Annotated in this window: 13 protein-coding genes and 1 pseudogene; 6 read left to right on the top strand and 8 right to left on the bottom strand. The window is 69.7% G+C overall.

Annotated elements, in window-relative coordinates:
- Positions 1-29: 29 nt before the first annotated feature.
- The gene (locus ACTJKJ_RS12905; RefSeq protein ID WP_440820698.1) at positions 30-1,223 is read right to left on the bottom strand and encodes an efflux RND transporter periplasmic adaptor subunit; all 1,194 of its coding nucleotides are present in this window, start codon (positions 1,221-1,223) and stop codon (positions 30-32) included.
- 389 nt (positions 1,224-1,612) lie between these two features.
- On the opposite strand from ACTJKJ_RS12905, the gene ACTJKJ_RS12900 reads away from it, so the two are divergent.
- Positions 1,613-2,689, top strand: coding sequence for a glycosyltransferase (locus ACTJKJ_RS12900; protein WP_440820697.1), 1,077 nt, complete (start codon positions 1,613-1,615; stop codon positions 2,687-2,689).
- A complete protein-coding gene (locus ACTJKJ_RS12895) occupies positions 2,682-3,611 on the top strand; it encodes a glucosamine inositolphosphorylceramide transferase family protein (protein ID WP_440820696.1) in 930 nt (309 codons plus the stop codon). Before ACTJKJ_RS12900 ends, ACTJKJ_RS12895 begins: the two co-directional genes overlap by 8 nt.
- A 13-nt stretch (positions 3,612-3,624) precedes the next feature.
- Here ACTJKJ_RS12895 and ACTJKJ_RS12890 read toward each other — a convergent pair whose 3' ends face one another.
- Positions 3,625-5,106 (bottom strand): MFS transporter, encoded by a 1,482-nt coding sequence (locus ACTJKJ_RS12890; protein WP_440820695.1) that lies wholly within the window; start codon positions 5,104-5,106, stop codon positions 3,625-3,627.
- Positions 5,107-5,165: 59 nt separating this feature from the next.
- The gene (locus ACTJKJ_RS12885; RefSeq protein ID WP_440820694.1) at positions 5,166-5,954 is read right to left on the bottom strand and encodes an inositol monophosphatase family protein; all 789 of its coding nucleotides are present in this window, start codon (positions 5,952-5,954) and stop codon (positions 5,166-5,168) included.
- 133 nt (positions 5,955-6,087) lie between these two features.
- Here ACTJKJ_RS12885 and ACTJKJ_RS12880 point away from each other — a divergent pair, with 133 nt between their 5' ends.
- Both ACTJKJ_RS12880 and ACTJKJ_RS12875 read left to right on the top strand, forming a co-directional pair.
- Positions 6,088-6,474, top strand: coding sequence for a FlxA-like family protein (locus tag ACTJKJ_RS12880; RefSeq protein ID WP_440820693.1), 387 nt, complete (start codon positions 6,088-6,090; stop codon positions 6,472-6,474).
- A 72-nt stretch (positions 6,475-6,546) separates the two neighbouring features.
- Entirely contained in the window at positions 6,547-6,981 is a 435-nt protein-coding gene (locus ACTJKJ_RS12875) for a response regulator (RefSeq protein ID WP_440820692.1), read from the top strand.
- A gap of 63 nt (positions 6,982-7,044) precedes the next feature.
- Here the strand turns inward: ACTJKJ_RS12875 and ACTJKJ_RS12870 are convergent, their stop codons facing one another.
- From ACTJKJ_RS12870 to scpA, 5 genes are all read right to left on the bottom strand, one after another.
- Positions 7,045-7,539, bottom strand: coding sequence for a VOC family protein (locus tag ACTJKJ_RS12870; protein ID WP_440820691.1), 495 nt, complete (start codon positions 7,537-7,539; stop codon positions 7,045-7,047).
- A 10-nt stretch (positions 7,540-7,549) separates the two neighbouring features.
- Positions 7,550-9,598 carry an acetyl-CoA carboxylase biotin carboxylase subunit gene (gene accC / locus ACTJKJ_RS12865; RefSeq protein WP_440820690.1) on the bottom strand — a complete coding sequence of 683 codons (2,049 nt, stop codon included), beginning with the start codon at positions 9,596-9,598 and terminating at the stop codon, positions 7,550-7,552.
- Between the two features lie 131 nt (positions 9,599-9,729).
- Positions 9,730-11,262: an acyl-CoA carboxylase subunit beta gene (locus tag ACTJKJ_RS12860; protein ID WP_440820689.1), complete on the bottom strand. Its 1,533-nt coding sequence runs from the start codon at positions 11,260-11,262 to the stop codon at positions 9,730-9,732.
- The gene (gene meaB / locus ACTJKJ_RS12855; protein ID WP_440820811.1) at positions 11,255-12,286 is read right to left on the bottom strand and encodes a methylmalonyl Co-A mutase-associated GTPase MeaB; all 1,032 of its coding nucleotides are present in this window, start codon (positions 12,284-12,286) and stop codon (positions 11,255-11,257) included. Before meaB ends, ACTJKJ_RS12860 begins: the two co-directional genes overlap by 8 nt.
- Positions 12,287-12,339: 53 nt before the next feature.
- Entirely contained in the window at positions 12,340-14,547 is a 2,208-nt protein-coding gene (gene scpA, locus ACTJKJ_RS12850; protein WP_440820688.1) for a methylmalonyl-CoA mutase, read from the bottom strand.
- Positions 14,548-14,627: 80 nt separating this feature from the next.
- Here scpA and ACTJKJ_RS12845 point away from each other — a divergent pair, with 80 nt between their 5' ends.
- Positions 14,628-15,305 (top strand): GntR family transcriptional regulator, encoded by a 678-nt coding sequence (locus ACTJKJ_RS12845; RefSeq protein WP_440820687.1) that lies wholly within the window; start codon positions 14,628-14,630, stop codon positions 15,303-15,305.
- Between the two features lie 623 nt (positions 15,306-15,928).
- A pseudogene (locus ACTJKJ_RS12840) lies at positions 15,929-18,309 on the top strand (heme utilization protein); the annotation flags it as partial.

Here is an 18,309-nt window from a genome sequence, read left to right as displayed (position 1 = left end):
GCGGAAGTCTCCTCGAGTCCGGCCGGTCGTCAGATGCCCGAGGCCGCGGAGGCCGCGAAGTCCGGCGCCGCGCCGGCGGGTGCGGCGGACCTGGTGCCGGCGCCGCTGGCCATGGGCACCGCAGCCTTGGTCAGCTCGACGCGCTGGCCGTCGATCAGCGTGCTGGTCGGATGACGCAGGATGCGGTCGCCCTGCTTCAGGCCGGTGGTGACGACGTACAGCCCCTGGCGGTCGTCGCGCGCGCCCAGGCGGACCGCGGACTTGCCGACCTTGCCGCCGTCCACGCGCCAGACGAAGGCCTTGTCGCCCTCGCGCACCAGCGCGCCGTCGGCCACCATCAGCGCCGAGACGCTGTTGGTCTGCACCCGGCCCTCGGCGTACAGGCCGGCCACGCCGGGCTGCTGGGCACCGGCGAAGTCGACCAGCACTTCCACCTGGCGGGTGCTCGCGTTGGCGGCCTGCGCGATGCGGCGCACCTTGCCCTGGAAATCGACCTGCGGATAACCGTTGACCCGGAAGTAGACCGTCTGGCCCAGCTTGATCTCGGCCATGCGGTCCGCGGAAACCAGGCCCTCGAAGCGCATCGACGCCGGGTCCATCACCTTGATCAGCTCCTTGCCGATCTGCGCCGAGTCGCCCGGCGAGACCTTGCGGTCGCTGACGACGCCGTCGAACGGGGCGCGCACCTCGGTGCGCTGCTGCTGCTGGCGCGCGGTGGCCACGCGGGCGCGGGCGGCCACCAGGTCGCTCTGGGCGTTGTTGCGGCGGATCTCCGCGTCCTCCATCGCCTGGATGGAGCTCATGCCCTGGGCCTGCAGCGTCTTCAGGCGCTGGTACTGGCGCTCGGCCTGCTCGAAGCTCTGCGAGGCGGCGCGGGCGGCTTCGTCGGCGGACTGCACCGTGTCGCGGATCGCGGTGTCGTCCAGGCGGACCAGCAGGTCGCCGCGCTTCACCCGCTCGCCGTTCTCCTTGAACACCTGCAGCACGACGGCCTGCAGTTCGGCGCGCAGGTCGGCCCGGCGTTCCGGCTGGATCGAGCCGGTGATGACCGGGCCGCTGGCGTATTCGCTCACGCCCAGCGTCTGCACGTCCTCCGGCGCCACCAGCAGGCTGGGCGCGCTGGCCGCGGCGGCGGCGGGCGATGCCTGCTTGTCGGGGGAAGGCTTGCCGCAGGCGGCAAGCAGGGACGCGGCGACAACGGCGATCAGCGACAAACGCAACATGAAGCGGGCTCCGGCGGAGATGACAAGGTCGTAAAAAAATGTCCTTCGTGCGCAAGCCGCAAAAAGGGCGCGCTAGCTTAACTTCAATGACCCTGCATGCAGGTGGTCACCCCCTGCAGTTCATCCCCGGGAAACAGCGCTTCGTCGCGCCGTTCCCGCTGCACGGGAACCACCGGCGCCGGTTACCTGAGGTTTCATCGCGGCGCCCCGTCCGCCGCCCGACCGAGGGTCAGGTGTTCACAAGCCGTTAATGCCCCGCCGGGAATTGCGCACACCTGCTGCACATGCGCTACCCGTACACCCCACGACTAGGGGAAGTGCCGTCAGTATTGCTGATTGTTAAGAAATAGACTCGAAACGTTTCTTAGCTTTTTTGCCGTTTCGACGTCATGCGCGCACTCTCCATCGTCCACGTGGTCTTCTCGTCTCGCATCGCCGGTGGCGAGCATCACTGCGTCGACCTGGCCAACGCCCAAGCGGCGCTGGGCCACACCGTCCACGTGATCGGCCCGGCCGGCTCGGCCGTCCGGCATGCGCTCGACCAGCGCGTGCGCTTCCACGGCCTGCGCCTGCCGGTGCTGCGCGGGGCGCGCGTGCGGCGCCTGGCGGCCCGGCTGGGCGCGGACATCGTCCACGGCCACCTGGGCCCGGCCTGCAAGGCGGTGGCGGCGGCCCGGGACCGGGTACGGGTCGGCACGCTCCATGTGGGCTACAAGGCGCACCACCATGCGCGGATGGACGCGCTGGTGTGCGTCAATTCGGCCCAGGTCGGTCATTTGAAGGATTTCGGCGGCATGCATCGCGTCATCTACAACTGGGCTCCGGAACGCAGCCCCGCGTCCTGCGCGGCGAAGGCGCCCTCGGGCTCGCTGCGGCAGGAGCTCGGCATCCCGGCGACCGCGCCGGTCGTCGGCTGCGTCGGCCGGCTGCACGCGGCCAAGGGCATGCACACGCTGATCGAGGCCTTCCAGCGCCATGCGCCGCCGCAGGCCCACCTGGTGCTGATCGGCGAAGGCCCGCAGCACGCGGAACTCGAGTCGCTGCGCGGCGACGACCGGCGCATCCACCTGCTCGGCTTCCGCTGGAACATCGACGAACTGCTCGGCGAGATGGACCTGTACGTGTCGTCGTCGCGCGAGGAACAGTTCCCGCTGGCCATCCTCGAGGCCATGCGCGCGCGGTTGCCGATCGTGGCGACAGCCACGCTGGGCGCGCGCGAGATGCTGGACCCGGCGCAGTCGGCGATCGTGCCGGTCGACGACGCCGTGGCGATGGGCCAGGCGATCGCCGCCGCGCTGGCCGAGCGCGTCCGCCATGCCCGCCGCCCGGTGGACTACGACATGGACCGCTACGACCGCTCCAGCGCGGTGCGGGCCACGCTGGGCCTGTACCAGGAGGCGCTCGCGCGCCAGGGCGTCAAGATCCAGGACCTTGCCGGGCTGAGCGTGGAAGACGCCCGTGGTTAAGCGGCCGAAGTCGGATTTCTGGACCGTCGGCGTCGTCCCCGAGCGCCTGGACCGCCTCAGCCCCGAGCGCCTGCGCGAACTGCGCGACCGCATCGTCTGGATGCCGGAAGCCGGCGACTGGCGCTACTACGCCGACCCCTTCGCACTGCGCGAGGGCGACGCGCTCCATGTCTTCGTCGAGCACTTCGACTACCGGACCAAGCGCGCCGACCTGCAGCGCCTCACGCTGAACCTGGCCGACGGCGCCTGGAGCACGCCCCAGCCGGTGCTGCGGCAGCCCTTCCACCTCTCCTATCCCTTCGTCTTCGAGCACGAGGGCCAGGTCTGGATGGTGCCGGAGTCCAGCCAGGCCGCCGAGGTCGCCCTGTACCGCGCGGTGGATGGCGCCGAGCGCTGGGAGCGCTGGGAACGGGTCTGCGCGCTGCTGCCCGGCGTGCATGCGGTCGATGCCTCGCTGCTGCGGCATGAGGGGCGCTGGTGGATGTTCTATGCCGTCATCGGGCCCGACAAGCGCGACCAGCGCGAATTGCAAGTCGCCTGGGCCGACGCGCTGCAAGGCCCCTGGACGCCTCACGCGGCGAATCCGGTGAGGTCCGCGCATGACGGCGCGCGTCCGGCCGGCACGCCCTTCGTCGACGCCGACGGCCGGGTGACGCTGCCGGTGCAGGACAGCCGCACCAGCTATGGCGGCGCGACGCGCTGGCTGCGCTTCGACCGGCTCACGCCGCAGGCCGTCGAGGTGCGCGCCTTGCCGGCCACCTTCACCGGCGACCTCGCGCATCCCGGGTTCCTCAGCGGCCTGCACACGATGTCGGCCTGCGGTGAGTTCACGCTGATCGACGTCAAGCGCATCGACCGCTCGCGCCATCGCCAGTGGCTGGATTGGAAGCGCCGCGTGCGACGCTGGTTCGGCCAGCGCTGATCCGCCCGGCGCCTTAACGACGCGCGACCGCGTCGCGCGACACGCCCTCGAGTCCGTCGTCCCCATCGTGCGCGCCGTCCATCGACGGTGCGATGTCCTCCAGCGGTTTGCACTCGGCGTCGACACCGAAACGCAGCGCCAGCAGGCCGGCCACGATCACCAGCGCCGAGCCGATGCCGTAGCCGATCGCCACCTGGCCGCGCTGGGCGCTCTCGACCAGCCAGCCGAACAGCAGCGGCGCCGCGAAGCCGCCGGCCCCGGTACCCACCGCATAGAAGATCGCGATCGCCATCGCGCGCATCTCGAGCGGGAAGACCTCGCTCACCGTCAGGTAGGCAGAGCTGGCGGCGGCGGACGCGAAGAAGAACACCGCCGACCAGCACAGCGCCTGCGAGCGCGCGTCCAGCACGTCCGCGACGAAGGCCACGCCGGTGGCGGCCAGGCCCACGCCGGCCAGTCCGTAGGTCAGCGCGATCATCCGCCGCCGCCCGACGCGGTCGAAGAGCGGCCCCAGCAGCAGCGGTCCCAGCACATTGCCCAGTGCGAACGGGAAGATGTAGAGCGCCACGCGGTGGTCCTCGACGCCATAGAAGCGGGTGAGCACCAGCGCGTAGCTGAAGAAGATCGCGTTGTAGAAGAAGGCCTGCGCCAGCATCAGCGCCAGCGCGACGGCGCTGCGCGTCCGATAGCGCCGCAGCAGCACGTGCAGCACCTCGCGCAGGTCGGGCACCGCGCGGCGGTGCTCCCGGCGCGCGACCGGCGGCACCTCGGGCAAGGGACCGTGCTGGGCGGCGACCTGCGCCTCGATGTCCGCCAGGATGCGCTGCGCCTCCTCGACGCGACCGTGGCGCAGCAGCCAGCGCGGGCTTTCGGGCACGTGACGGCGCACCAGCACCATGGCCACCGCCAGCAACGCGCCCATCGCGAAGCCGACGCGCCAGCCCCGCACCGGGCCCAGCACGTCCGGATGCAGGAGCAGCAGGCTGGCCGCGGCGCCGAGCGCGGCACCGATCCAGAAGCTGCCGTTGATCGCCAGGTTCACGCGGCCGCGCACGCGGGCGGGCACCAGCTCGTCGATGGCGGAGTTGATGGCGGCGTATTCGCCGCCGATGCCCAGGCCGGTGACGAAGCGGCACAGCGCGAAGAACGCGAAATCGGTCGAGAAGGCGGTGGCGAGCGTCGCGACGGCGTAGACGGCCAGCGTGGCGAGGAACAGCCGTTTGCGGCCGAGCCGGTCGGACAGGCGCCCGAAGACCAGTGCGCCAACGATCGCGCCGGCCAGGTAGAGCGAGCCGGACCAGCCGACCTGCACCGCGGACAGCCCCAGCGTGTCAGGTCGCTCCAGCACGGCGCCGACGGAGCCGACCAGCGTCACCTCCAGGCCGTCCAGCACCCAGGCCACGCCCAGCGCGAGCACCACGCGCCAGTGCCAGCGTGACCAAGGGAGCCGATCGAGCCGGCGGGCGATGTCCAGGGAAGCGAGCGAGGCCGTCATCGACGGGCGATGCGGCAATCGGCGTTCCCCGCTCGGGGCGTTCGACGGCGCAGGCTCGGTCAGACCCTCCAGGCCGCCGCGGCTTCGTCCCACACCTCGGGGCTGCGCGCCACGAGCAACCCGGGCTCGCGGTCGCCCGCGCGGTACGGCGTGCCGTCCAGCCGCGCGGCGACGCCGCCGGCCTCGGTGACGAAGAGCGTGCCGGGCGCGTGGTCCCAGGCGAGCTTGCGCCAGTAGAGCGTCGCGTCGAAGGCGCCCTCGACGAGCGCGGGGTATTCCGCACCGGCGCAGTTCAAGCCCGGGAGGATCTCGACGCCTTGCCAGGTCGCCACGCGACCCTGGTGTTCCTGCGGCAGGAAGCGCGTCTTGACGACCGCGCGACGCAGCCCGGGTCCCGGCGCCGCCTTCAGCCGCTCGCCCTCGCGCCAGGCGCCCTGCCCGCGCCGCGCGTGGTGCAGCACGCCGCCGATCGGATCGAGCATCCAGGCGCCGACCGCCACGCCATCCTCGAGCAGTGCCACCATCGACGACAGCGGCTCGCGTCCCGAGATGAAGTTGAAGGTCCCATCCAGCGGATCGACCAGCCACACCTGACCCTCGTCGAGCTGGTCCAGCAGCTCCGGGGTCTCCGCGCACTGCTCTTCCCCGACCACGCGCGAGCCCGGCACCAGCGCGCGCAGCTCGGGGGTCAGGAAGGCCTCGACCTCCCGGTCCACCGTCGTGACCCATTCGCCGGGCGCCTTCTGCATCACGTCGTCATCCGCCAGGCGGCGGAAGCGCGGTGCGATGTAGGTGGTGGCGGCGTGCCGCAGCAGCTCGGCGACGGGATCGGGACGGGTGGCGCTCATCCGGCGATGCTACCCGCACGGGCTTGCCCCTCGCGGCGACAGGCGCGCCGGCACGCTGCGCGGCATGCGCCCGGACGACGCTCAAGACCTGCCCCCGGCGGTCGATATCCCGAGGGTTGCCGAAGGAGTTTCCATGCATGTCGCCGTTCCCACCGCCGCCGCCGCCCCCGCCGGATCGTCCACCTCCGCGCCTTCGGGGTCGGGCAGCGATGCACAGATCGCCCGCCTGCAGGCCCAGCTCAAGCAATTGCAGAAGCAGATGAAGGACCTGGCGACCGATTCGACGATGGACCCGTCCGTCAAGGAGAAGCACCAGAAGCTGCTGCAGGCGCAGATGCAGATGGTGATGGAGCAGATCGCGCAGATCCAGAAGGCGGCCGCGGAAGCCGCCCAGGCCAAGGCGGCGGCACGGAGCGCCCCGCCGGTGGCGCCAGCGGCGGCTCGCGCGGAGGAGGAGCCGGTGGGCCGGCGCTCGCCGGCGACATCGATGCTGGGCGCGCTGCTGGACGAGGTCGCCTGACGCGCGCCGGGCGCTCGGGCGCTCGGGCGCGGATCCTGCCGCGCTACGATTCCCCGCCTGAAGAGGTGTCAGATGGTCACGACGATCAAGCGCGAAGAATTCTGTTTCCTGGTGGTCGACGACTTCTCGACCATGCGCCGCATCATCTCCGGCCTGCTGCGCGAGCTCGGCTTCAAGAAGATCCTGGAGGCCGAGGACGGCAAGGCGGCGCTGCGGCAGCTGGAGCTGTCGGCCGAGTCCGGCGAGCCGGTCCACTTCGTGCTCAGCGACGTGAACATGCCGGTGATGAACGGCTTCCAGCTGCTGGAGGCGCTGCGCACCAAACCCGAAGGCGATCAACTGCGCACGATTCCGGTGCTGCTGGTCACCGCCGAGGGCCGCAAGGAAGACATCATCCGCGCCGCGCAACTCGGCGCGACCGGCTACATCGTCAAGCCGTTCAACAAGGACACGGTCGGCGACAAGATCCACCTGACGCTGAAGAACCGGAACATCCTGGTCGACTGACGCGCCAGGAGTGCTCCTGAAGCGCCAAGCGTCCCCCATCGGAGCCGGCTGCCGTCAGCCCCATCAGCCACCGGCTTCGCCCAACGCCTTCACCACCTCCTCCGGCGCCTGCACCAACTCGATCAGCACGCCCTCCCCCGCAATGGGGAACTCGTCATTGCTCTTCGGATGGATGAAGCAGATGTCGTAACCCGCCGCGCCCTTGCGGATGCCGCCCGGCGCGAATCGCACGCCGTTGGCCGTCATCCACTCGACCGCCTTCGGCAGGTCGTCGACCCACAGCCCGACGTGGTTCAGCGGCGTCGTGTGCACCGCCGGCTTCTTCTCCGGATCCAGCGGCTGCATCAGGTCGACTTCGACCTTGTGCGGCCCGCTGCCGATCGCGCAGATGTCCTCGTCGACGTTCTCGCGCTCCGACACGAAGTTGCTCGTGACTTCCAGCCCCAGCACGTCCACCCACAGCCGCCGCAGCGCCGCCTTGTCCGGCCCGCCGATCGCGATCTGCTGGATCCCCAGGATCCGATAGGGCTTCGCGCCCTGCCCGTTGGATGCGCTCATCGTCTCCTCCTCACTCGAAGCGCACGATCGGCTGATCGACCGCCAGGCTCTCGCCCACCTTGGCCAGCACCTCGGCCACCGTCACGTCCTGCGTCGCGGTCAGGATGTTCTCCATCTTCATCGCCTCGATGACGGCCAGCCGCTCGCCCGCCTGCACCCGCTGCCCCGGCTCGACCGCGACATGCACCAGCAGGCCCGGCATCGGCGACAGCAGCAGCTTGCTGGTGTCCGGCGGCGCCTTGTAGGGCATCAGCCGGTGCAGCTCGGCCGCGCGCGGCGACAGCACCGTGACCTCGATCGCGCGCCCGTTGTGCTGGATGCGATACGCCAGCGGCGCCTTCGGCGTGCCGCGCTCGGCTTGCGCGACGAAGGGCCGGCCATCCACCGTGCCGACGATGCGCGTGTCGTTGAGCCGCGACTGGCTCACGATGCGGTACTGCTTGTGTCCGCCGATGGCCACCAGCGCCTCGCCCAGGCTGCCGACGTACTCGGTGATGCTCAGCGGATGGCGGCTGAAGTTGCCCTGCCCTTCGTTGACCACCGCGACGTAGTCGTGCTCGATGCGGACCTCGTGCCCCGGCAACTGACCGGTGATGCCGGCCTCGCGCTCGCGGGCCTTGCGGCGGATGAAGCCGGCCAGCGCCACGAGGAAGTCCGGATCGTCGTGCGGCACGTCCTCGGCATGGAAGCCGCTGCCGTAGTGCTGCGCGATGAAGCCGGTGTTGAAGTCGCCCGAGCGGAAGTCCGGATGCGCCAGCAGCGCCGACTGGAACGGGATGTTGCTCGAGATGCCCCGGATCACGAAGCCGTTGAGCGCCTCGCGCATCTTGGCGATCGCGTCGTCGCGGTCGCGGCCGTGCACGATCAGCTTGGCGATCATCGAGTCGTAGAACATCGGGATCTCGCCGCCGTCGAAGACGCCGGTGTCCACGCGCACGCCGAAGCGCGCCTCGCCGGCCGCCTCCATCGAGGTCTCCGGCGGCTGGTACTTCACCAGCCGGCCGGTCGACGGCAGGAAGTTCCGGAAGGGATCCTCCGCGTTGATGCGGCATTCGATCGCCCAGCCCTCGCGCCGGATCTCGTCCTGCTTGAACGGCAGCGGCTCGCCCGCGGCGACGCGGATCATCAGCTCGACCAGATCCAGCCCGGTGATGCACTCGGTGACCGGATGCTCGACCTGCAGCCGCGTGTTCATCTCCAGGAAGTAGAAAGACTGGTCCTTGCCGACCACGAACTCCACCGTGCCCGCGCTCTGGTACTTCACCGCCTTGGCCAGCGCCACGGCCTGCTCGCCCATCGCGCGGCGCGTGGCCTCGCTGATGAACGGCGACGGCGCCTCCTCGATCACCTTCTGGTGGCGGCGCTGGATCGAGCACTCGCGCTCCCACAGGTAGACCACGTTGCCCTGCGCGTCACCCAGCACCTGGATCTCGATGTGGCGCGGCGACTCGACGAATTTCTCCATGAACACGCGGTCGTCGCCGAAACTCGCGCGCGCCTCGTTGCGGCAGCTGGTGAAGCCATCGTGGCAGTCCTTGTCGTTGAACGCGACGCGCAGGCCCTTGCCACCGCCGCCCGCGCTCGCCTTGATCATCACCGGGTAGCCGATGCGATGGGCGATGGCCACGGCCTCGTCGGGCGATTCGATCGGCTGGTTGTGGCCCGGGATCGTGTTGACCTGTGCCTCGCCGGCCAGCTTCTTCGAGGCGATCTTGTCGCCCATCGCCGCGATCGAGTAGTGCTTGGGCCCGATGAAGACCAGGCCTTCCTCCTCCACGCGGCGCGCGAAGTCCTCGTTCTCCGACAGGAAGCCATAGCCGGGATGGATGGCCTGGGCGCCGGTCTGCTTCGCGGCGGCGATGATCTTGTCGGCCACCAGGTAGGACTCGCGCGAGGGCGCCGGGCCCAGCAGCACGGCCTCGTCGGCCAGCGCCACGTGGCGGGCGTCCTTGTCCGCCTCCGAATACACCGCCACCGTGGCGATGCCCATCTTCTTGGCCGTCTTGATCACACGGCACGCGATCTCACCGCGATTGGCGATCAGGATCTTCTTGAACATGTCAGCACCTTCGAATTCGGTTCAGGCCGGCGACGCCAGGCCTTGATCAAGCAACGCCCGCGGATCCGGCTCCGCCGGTCCGCTGGGCGGCGCCCCTTGGGGGCAGGAGCGAAGCGACTGGGGGGCCCGGATCACAGGGGGATGTTCCCGTGCTTGCGCCACGGGTTCTCGAGCTGCTTGTCCTTGAGCATCACCAGCGAGCGGCAGATGCGCTTGCGCGTCTCGTGCGGCTGGATGACGTCGTCGATGAAACCACGCGCGCCGGCCACGAACGGATTCGCGAAGCGCGCCTTGTACTCGGCCTCGCGCGCGGCCAGCTTGGCCGGATCGTTCTTGTCCTCGCGGAAGATGATCTCCACCGCGCCCTTGGCGCCCATCACCGCGATTTCCGCATTGGGCCAGGCGAAGTTGACGTCGCCGCGCAGGTGCTTGGAGCTCATCACGTCATACGCGCCGCCATAGGCCTTGCGCGTGATCACCGTCACCTTGGGCACCGTGCACTCCGCATACGCATAGAGCAGCTTGGCGCCGTGCTTGATGATGCCGCCGTACTCCTGCGAGGTGCCCGGCATGAAGCCCGGTACGTCGACGAAGGTGATCACCGGGATGTTGAAGGCATCGCAGAAGCGCACGAAGCGCGCTGCCTTGATGCTGCTCTTGATGTCCAGGCAGCCCGCCAGCACCAGCGGCTGGTTGGCGACGATGCCCACCGTCTGCCCTTCCATGCGGGCGAAGCCGGTCAGGATGTTCTTCGCGTTCTCGGCCTGCAGCTCGAAGAAGTCGCCGTCGTCCACGACCTTGAGGATCAGCTCCTTCATGTCGTAGGGCTTGTTCGGGTTGTCCGGCACCAGCGTGTCGAGCGAATGGTCCAGCCGCGCGCCGGGATCGCCGCTCGGGCGGCAAGGGGCCTTCTCGCGGTTGTTCAGCGGCAGGTAGTTGAAGAAGCGCCGCAGCATCAGGATGGCTTCGACGTCGTTCTCGAAGGCCAGGTCCGCGACGCCGCTACGCGCCGTGTGCGTCGAGGCGCCGCCCAGTTCCTCGGCCGTCACCTCCTCGTGCGTCACGGTCTTCACCACCTCGGGCCCGGTGACGAACATGTAGCTGCTGTCCTTCACCATGAAGATGAAGTCGGTCATCGCCGGCGAGTACACCGCGCCGCCGGCGCAGGGGCCCATGATCATGCTGATCTGCGGGATCACGCCCGACGCCATCACGTTGCGCTGGAACACCTCGGCATAACCGCCCAGCGAGGCCACGCCCTCCTGGATGCGCGCGCCGCCCGAGTCGTTCAGGCCGATCACCGGCGCGCCGACCTTCATCGCCTGGTCCATCACCTTGCAGATCTTCTCGGCATGCGCCTCGGACAGCGCGCCGCCGAAGACGGTGAAGTCCTGGCTGAAGGCGAAGGCCAGCCGGCCGTTGATCATCCCGTAGCCGATGACGACGCCGTCGCCCGGGATCCGGTTGTCCGCCATGCCGAAGTCGACGCAGCGGTGCTCGACAAACATGTCCCATTCCTCGAAGGTGCCGTCGTCGAAGAGCAGGTCCAGCCGTTCGCGCGCGGTCAGCTTGCCCTTGGCATGCTGGGCCGCGATGCGCTTCTCGCCGCCGCCCTGGCGCGCCTGCTCGCGCTTGTCCTCGAGCATCTGTTGGATGTCATGCATGTCGTTGGTCCTTTGAATCCTCGGGATTCCTGTCTCCGGAAAACTTCGCCAGCAGCTCCCGCGCCGCCGTCGACGCCGCGAGCTGCCCGCCGAGCACCCGCGCCGTGATGTCCTCGAGCGCGCCGCGCACCGCGGGCGCCGTCTTGAACTGCTGCTTCAGGCCCGACTGGATGCGCTCCCACATCCACGCCAGCGCCTGCTGCTGGCGCTTCTCCTCGAAAGCGCCGTTGGCCTGCTGGAGCGCCTGGAACTCGGTCACCGCGCGCCAGAACGCGTCGACGCCCTCGCCCTTGAGCGCCGACATCCGCATCACCCGCGGATGCCAGATCGCCGTGTCGTGATGGGCGTGGTCGGGCCGGCCATGCAGCCCGTACAGCCGCAGCGAGGACGTGATCTGCGCCTGCGCCCGCGTCGCCGCGGCGTCGTCCAGGTCCGCCTTGTTGATCACGACCAGGTCGGCCAGCTCCATCACGCCCTTCTTGATCGCCTGCAGGTCGTCGCCGGCATTGGGCAGCTGCAGCAGGCAGTACATGTCGGTCATGCCCGCCACCGCCGTCTCGCTCTGGCCGACGCCGACCGTCTCGACGATCACGATGTCATGGCCGGCGGCCTCGCAGACCAGCATGGCCTCGCGCGTCTTCTCCGCCACGCCGCCCAGCGTGCCGCTGGACGGACTGGGCCGGATGTAGGCGCGCGGGTCCATCGAGAGCCGCTCCATGCGCGTCTTGTCGCCCAGGATGGAGCCGCCCGACACCGTGCTCGACGGATCCACGGCCAGCACCGCGACGCGATGGCCGCGCGCGATCAGATCCAGGCCGAGCGCCTCGATGAAGGTGCTCTTGCCCACGCCCGGCACGCCCGAGATGCCCAGCCGCAGCGAGCGCCCCGTGCGCGGCAGCAGCCCGGTGAGCAGCGCGTCGGCCTGCGCGCGGTGATCGGCGCGGGTCGACTCCAGCAGCGTGATGGCCTTGGCCATCGCGCGGCGCTGGGCCGGTCCGGGCTCGCCCAGCAGCGCCGCGGCCAGCGGGTGCTCGGGGAGGTCGGAAGGGAGCGGCGCGTTCACGCGGTCCGCTCCGCTCAGGCCGCGACCGTCTTGCGGATCTGCTCGAGCACGTCCTTGGCGCTCGCCGGGATCGGCGTGCCGGGCCCGTAGATGCCCTTGACGCCGGCCTCGTAGAGGAAGTCGTAGTCCTGCGCCGGGATCACGCCGCCGACGAACACGACGATGTCATCGCCGCCCTGCTCCTGGAGCGCCTGGATGATGGCCGGCACCAGCGTCTTGTGGCCGGCCGCCAGCGTCGACACGCCGACGGCGTGCACGTCGTTCTCGATGGCCTGGCGCGCGCATTCCTCCGGCGTCTGGAACAGCGGCCCCATGTCGACGTCGAAGCCCAGGTCCGCGTAGGCGGTGGCGACGACCTTCGCGCCGCGGTCATGCCCGTCCTGTCCGAGCTTGGCGATCATCACCCGCGGCCGCCGGCCCTGCTCCTCGGCGAAGGCGGCGATCTCGTCCTGCAGCTTGGCCCAGCCCTCGGCCGAGTCATAGGCCGCGGCATACACGCCGGTGACCTTCTGCGTGTCGGCGCGGTGCCGGCCGAAGACCGCCTCCAGCGCGTCCGACACCTCGCCCACCGTCGCCCGCAGCCGGATCGCCTGGATGCTCAGGTCCAGCAGGTTGCCGGTGCCCGAGCGGGCGGCCTCGGTCAGCGCCGCCAGCGCCGCCTGCACCTTGGCGCCGTCGCGCGTGGCCTTGATCTTCCGCAGGCGCGCGATCTGGCTGTCGCGCACCTTGACGTTGTCGACCTCGAGGATCTCGACCGGATCCTCCTTGGCCAGCCGGTACTTGTTGACGCCGACGATCACGTCCTTGCCGCTGTCGATGCGCGCCTGCTTCTCCGCGGCGCTGGCCTCGATCTTGAGCTTGGCCCAACCGGAGTCCACCGCCTTGGTCATGCCGCCCATGGCGTCGACCTCCTCGAGGATCGCCCAGGCCTTGTCGGCCATGTCCTGGGTCAGCGACTCCATCATGTAGCTGCCGGCCCAGGGGTCGATCACGTTCGTGATGTGGGTCTCCTCCTGGATGATCAGCTGCGTGTTGCGCGCGATGCGGGCGCTGAACTCGGTGGGCAGCGCGATCGCTTCGTCCAGCGAGTTCGTGTGCAGCGACTGCGTGCCGCCGAACACCGCCGCCATCGCCTCGATGGTGGTGCGCACCACGTTGTTGTAGGGATCCTGCTCGGTCAGGCTCCACCCGGAGGTCTGGCTGTGCGTGCGCAGCATCAGGCTCTTGGGGTTCTTCGCGCCGAAGCCCTTCATGATCCGGCACCACAGCAGGCGCGCGGCCCGCATCTTGGCGATCTCCAGATAGAAGTTCATCCCCACCGCCCAGAAGAAGGACAGCCGGCCGGCGAAGTCGTCCACGTCCATGCCCTTGGCGATCGCGGTCTTGACGTACTCCTTGCCGTCGGCCAGCGTGAAGGCCAGCTCCAGCGCCTGGTTCGCGCCCGCCTCCTGCATGTGGTACCCGCTGATCGAGATCGAGTTGAACTTCGGCATGTGCGAGGCCGTGTACTCGATGATGTCGCCGATGATGCGCATCGACGGCTCGGGCGGGTAGATGTAGGTGTTGCGGACCATGAACTCCTTAAGGATGTCGTTCTGGATGGTGCCGCTGAGCTGGGCCTGCGCGACGCCCTGCTCCTCCGCCGCGACGACGTAGCCGGCAAGCACCGGCAGCACCGCGCCGTTCATCGTCATCGAGACCGAGACCTTGTCCAGCGGGATGCCGTCGAACAGGATCTTCATGTCTTCCACCGAGTCGATCGCCACGCCGGCCTTGCCGACGTCGCCGGTCACGCGCGGATGGTCCGAGTCGTAGCCGCGGTGCGTGGCCAGGTCGAAGGCCACCGACACGCCCTGCCCGCCGGCGGCCAGCGCCTTGCGGTAGAAGGCGTTGCTCTCCTCGGCGGTCGAGAAGCCGGCGTACTGACGGATCGTCCAGGGCCGCACCGCGTACATCGTGGCCTGCGGGCCGCGCAGGAAGGGCTCGAAGCCGGGCAGCGTGTCCGCGTGCGGCAGGTCGCGGGTATCGGCCGCGGTGTACAGCGGCTTGACCACCAGCCCTTCGGGGGTGTGCCAGTTCAGGGTGGCGGGGTCCCCGCCGGGCGCGGACTTGGCCGCCGCCTTGTGCCATTGCTCCAGCGTCGCCGGCGCGAACTCCGGGGGAGTGTTCGTCCCGCTTGTGGCGGACGGCGCGGCGGAGGGGACCTTGTGTTCGTTCGACATGGGGGACTCCTGGAAGCGGCGGATCATAGCGTGGCGCGAATTCATAATTATGAATTTCGGATTCGCTACACTCCCGCGCCATGCCCCTCACCGGCCCGCTCACCGCACCGCTCGCTCCCCGCGCCCCTCTTTATGAGGAGGTCGCCGAGCGGCTGCGCCAGCGCATCTTCGCCAAGGAGCTCGAGCCCGGCAGCTGGATCGACGAGCTCAAGCTCTGCGCCGAGCTCGGCATCAGCCGCACTCCCATGCGCGAGGCGCTCAAGGTGCTGGCCTCCGAGGGTCTGGTCACGATGCGGCTGCGCCGCGGCGCCTACGTCACCGAGATGTCCGAGCGCGACGTGCGCGAGGCCTACCAGCTGCTGTCCCTGCTGGAGAGCGACGCCGCCGCGGTCGTGGCCCGCACGGCGACCGACCCGGAGCTGGCGGAACTTCGCCAGCTGCACCAGGCCCTCGAGGAAAGCCTGGCCGCCGGCGAGGCCGGCCGGGAGCACTTCTTCGCCGCCAACGAGCGCTTCCACCTGCGCATCATCGAGATCGACGGCAACCGCTGGCGGATGCAGATCATCACGGACCTGCGTCGGGTGATGAAGCTCAACCGCCACCACTCGCTGTTCAAGCAGGGGCGGTTGCAGGAGTCGCTGCAGGAGCACCGCGACATGCTGGACGCCCTGCTCGCCCGCGACCCGGAGCGGGCGGCGCGACTGGTCCGATGTCACTTCGACAATGGACTCAAGGCCACCGGCCGCGCTGCCGATTAGGCGCGCGCGCGAACCCGAGGCCGCCGCGAAAATCCCTCGGCATTAATTCACCGGCGATATTCCCGGTGTATTTGAGATAACCCCCGAAAACCACCTTTCCGGGCCTCCGGAAAATCCGTGAACTTGTCACGGACGACATCTGTCGCGCCCTCGGCGCCCCCTCGGCGCGCTCTCCCGGCCCCTTCCCCCAGCGGTGTTCGTTCACACGGCTCACATCTTGTTGCAGCCTCCAAGAGGCTCACGCCGGCCTCACCACCGCGGCAAACCCGGGCTCCGCCTGCTTCAGAGTCGCGCCCAAGTGCCGATCACCATTGGATGTCCCGGCCGCGACAAGTGAACGACCGTTCGCTCATTGGCCCCGGAAACCTTGCCGCGGCAAGCATCCCCTCCCCCGCGTTCGCGGGCTTTACGCGCCGTCTGTAACCGTGAACTGAGGCCGACTCCCGGCCCTTTTGTTCCGTTCACGTTAAGCGGTGGGCAAATAACATTTCTGGGCTAGCTCAAGTTCGTCATCCCGCGTCCGAAAACCGGATGACGGCATCCGGAAGTCGGGTGCCAAAGCTGACCCATATCACCTCGCGCCTATGGGCGCATCCGCCCCATAGGTTCACGGAGTTCCAAAGATGGCATCGCTGATTACCAACCTGACGACCGACCAGATCGCCGCCCTCACGTCGACGACCCTGGCGCGCCTGACCAGCGAAGACTGGGCAGCGTTTTCCACCGAACAGTTCCAGGCGCTGACGACCTCGCAGTTCGCGACGCTCGGCACCCGGGCGGTGTCGTTCTTCACGACGACCAACATCGCCGCCATCGAGTCCGACGACCTGCGCGCCCTGTCGACGGCCGCGGTCCAGACCTTCACCAGCGCGCAGCTCAATGCGCTGGGCTCCGACCAGTTCGGCGCGATGACCACCCGCCAGGTCGGCGCGATGACCACCCAGCAGGTCCGCAACCTGGAGTCCGACGACCTGAATGCGCTGGCCTCGGACCAGATCCGGGCGCTGAGCACCCAGCAGGTGGCCGCCATCTCCACCAGCCTGATCAACAGCCTGGCCTCCGATGACCTGCAGGCGCTCAAGACCGAGCAGATCAAGGCCCTGAGCTCCCAGCAAGTCGCCGCCCTCGCCACCGAGGGCGTCGCCGCTCTGGGCACCGGCCAGGCCGCCGCGCTGACCAGCACCCAGACCGCCGCGCTGAATTCCGACCAGGCCGCCGCGCTGAGCTCCGACGCCGTGCACGCGCTGAGCACCGCCGCCGTCAAGGCGCTGGGCACCGACCAGGTCGCCGCGCTGAACTCGGACCAGGTCGCCGCGCTGACGACCGCCCAGATCAACGCGCTGTCCACCCAGCAGATCCGCCAGCTGGCCAGCGATGAGATCGCCGCGCTGGACACCAACCAGATCCGCGCCATCACCACGCAGCAGATCGCCGCGCTGACCACCGACCAGCTGGCCGGCGTCGACAGCGCCGATGTGCAGGCGCTGTCCACCGCGCAGGTGCGCGCGCTCAGCTCCGCCCAGATCGGCGCGCTGAGCTCGGATTCCATCGAGGCGATGAGCTCCGGCCAGATCGGCGCGCTGACCTCGACCCAGGTCAAGGGCCTGACCACCGACCAGATGGCCGCGATCAGCTCCGACGACATGAAGGCGCTGTCCACCGCCACCGTGCGCGCGCTGTCGACCGACCAGGTCCAGGCGCTGAACTCGGACCAGGTCGCCGCGATGTCCAGCAGCCAGATCGGCGCGCTGACGACCGGCCAGGTCGCCGTGCTGTCCACCGATGAGCTGAACGCGCTGAGCAGCAGCCAGATCCGCGCCCTGGGCACCGCCCAGATCGCCGCGCTGTCGACCGACCAGGTCCAGGGCATGGAGTCCGCCGACGTCCAGGCCTTCACCACCGCCCAGATCGCCGCGCTGAGCTCGGCCCAGATCGCCGCGCTGTCGACCGACGCCATCGTCGCGCTGAGCTCGACCCAGGTCGCCACCCTCACCTCCCGCCAGCTGGCCGGTCTGTCGACCGACCAGATCGCCGCCATCGAGACCGGCGACCTGCGCGCGCTGTCCTCGACCGCGATCCGCTCGCTGACCACCGACCAGTTCGACGCGCTGAGCTCCGACCAGGTCGGCGCGCTGACGACCGGCCAGGTCGCCGCGCTGACGACCGGCCAGGTCCAGGCGATGGCCAGCGATGACCTGAACGCGCTGGGCTCGGCCCAGATCCGCGCGCTGGGCACCGCCCAGGTCGCGGCGCTGTCGACCGCCCAGGTCAACACCATGGAAAGCGCCGACGTCCAGGCGCTGAGCACCCAGCAGGTGCAGGCGCTGAGCTCGGCCCAGGTCGGCGCGCTGTCCACGGAAAACGTCGCCGCGCTGAGCTCGCAGCAGGTCGCCGCGCTGTCGACCCGCCAGATCGCGGGCCTGACGACCGACCAGATGGGCGCGATCGAGACCGGCGACCTGCGCGCCATGTCCACGGCCGCGATCCGCTCGCTCACCACCGACCAGTTCGACGCGCTGAACTCCGACCAGGTCGGCGCGCTGACGACCGGCCAGGTCGCCGCGCTGACCACCGGCCAGGTCCAGGCCATGTCCAGCGACGACCTGAACGCGCTGGGCTCGGCCCAGATCCGCGCGCTGGGCACCGCCCAGGTCGCCGCGCTGTCGACCGCCCAGGTCAACACCATGGAAAGCGCCGACGTGCAGGCGCTGACCACGCAGCAGGTCGCCGCGCTGGGCTCGGCCCAGGTCGGCGCACTGTCGACGGACAACGTCGCCGCGCTGAGCTCGGCCCAGGTCGCCGCGCTGTCGACCCGCCAGATCGCCGGCCTGACGACCGACCAGATGGGCGCGATCGAGACCGGTGACCTGCGCGCCATGTCCACCGCCGCGATCCGCTCGCTGACCACCGACCAGTTCGACGCGCTGGGCTCCGCCCAGGTCGCCGCGCTGACGACCGGCCAGGTCGCCGCGCTGACCACCGGCCAGGTCCAGGCCATGTCCAG

Origin of the sequence: Roseateles sp. 22389, from assembly GCF_052044995.1 — a bacterium.
Classification (GTDB): domain Bacteria; phylum Pseudomonadota; class Gammaproteobacteria; order Burkholderiales; family Burkholderiaceae_C; genus Roseateles.
The sequence above is the reverse complement of the archived record's forward strand: the minus strand, read 5'-3'. Positions and strand labels throughout refer to the sequence as shown.

Coding starts and splice junctions, on each gene's coding strand:
- ACTJKJ_RS12905 (WP_440820698.1), bottom strand. CDS start 1,223: ATGTTGCGTTTGTCGCTGATCGCCGTTGTCGCCGCGTCCCTGCTTGCC.
- ACTJKJ_RS12900 (WP_440820697.1), top strand. CDS start 1,613: ATGCGCGCACTCTCCATCGTCCACGTGGTCTTCTCGTCTCGCATCGCC.
- ACTJKJ_RS12890 (WP_440820695.1), bottom strand. CDS start 5,106: ATGACGGCCTCGCTCGCTTCCCTGGACATCGCCCGCCGGCTCGATCGG.
- ACTJKJ_RS12885 (WP_440820694.1), bottom strand. CDS start 5,954: ATGAGCGCCACCCGTCCCGATCCCGTCGCCGAGCTGCTGCGGCACGCC.
- ACTJKJ_RS12880 (WP_440820693.1), top strand. CDS start 6,088: ATGCATGTCGCCGTTCCCACCGCCGCCGCCGCCCCCGCCGGATCGTCC.
- ACTJKJ_RS12875 (WP_440820692.1), top strand. CDS start 6,547: ATGGTCACGACGATCAAGCGCGAAGAATTCTGTTTCCTGGTGGTCGAC.
- ACTJKJ_RS12870 (WP_440820691.1), bottom strand. CDS start 7,539: ATGAGCGCATCCAACGGGCAGGGCGCGAAGCCCTATCGGATCCTGGGG.
- accC (WP_440820690.1), bottom strand. CDS start 9,598: ATGTTCAAGAAGATCCTGATCGCCAATCGCGGTGAGATCGCGTGCCGT.
- ACTJKJ_RS12860 (WP_440820689.1), bottom strand. CDS start 11,262: ATGCATGACATCCAACAGATGCTCGAGGACAAGCGCGAGCAGGCGCGC.
- scpA (WP_440820688.1), bottom strand. CDS start 14,547: ATGTCGAACGAACACAAGGTCCCCTCCGCCGCGCCGTCCGCCACAAGC.
- ACTJKJ_RS12845 (WP_440820687.1), top strand. CDS start 14,628: ATGCCCCTCACCGGCCCGCTCACCGCACCGCTCGCTCCCCGCGCCCCT.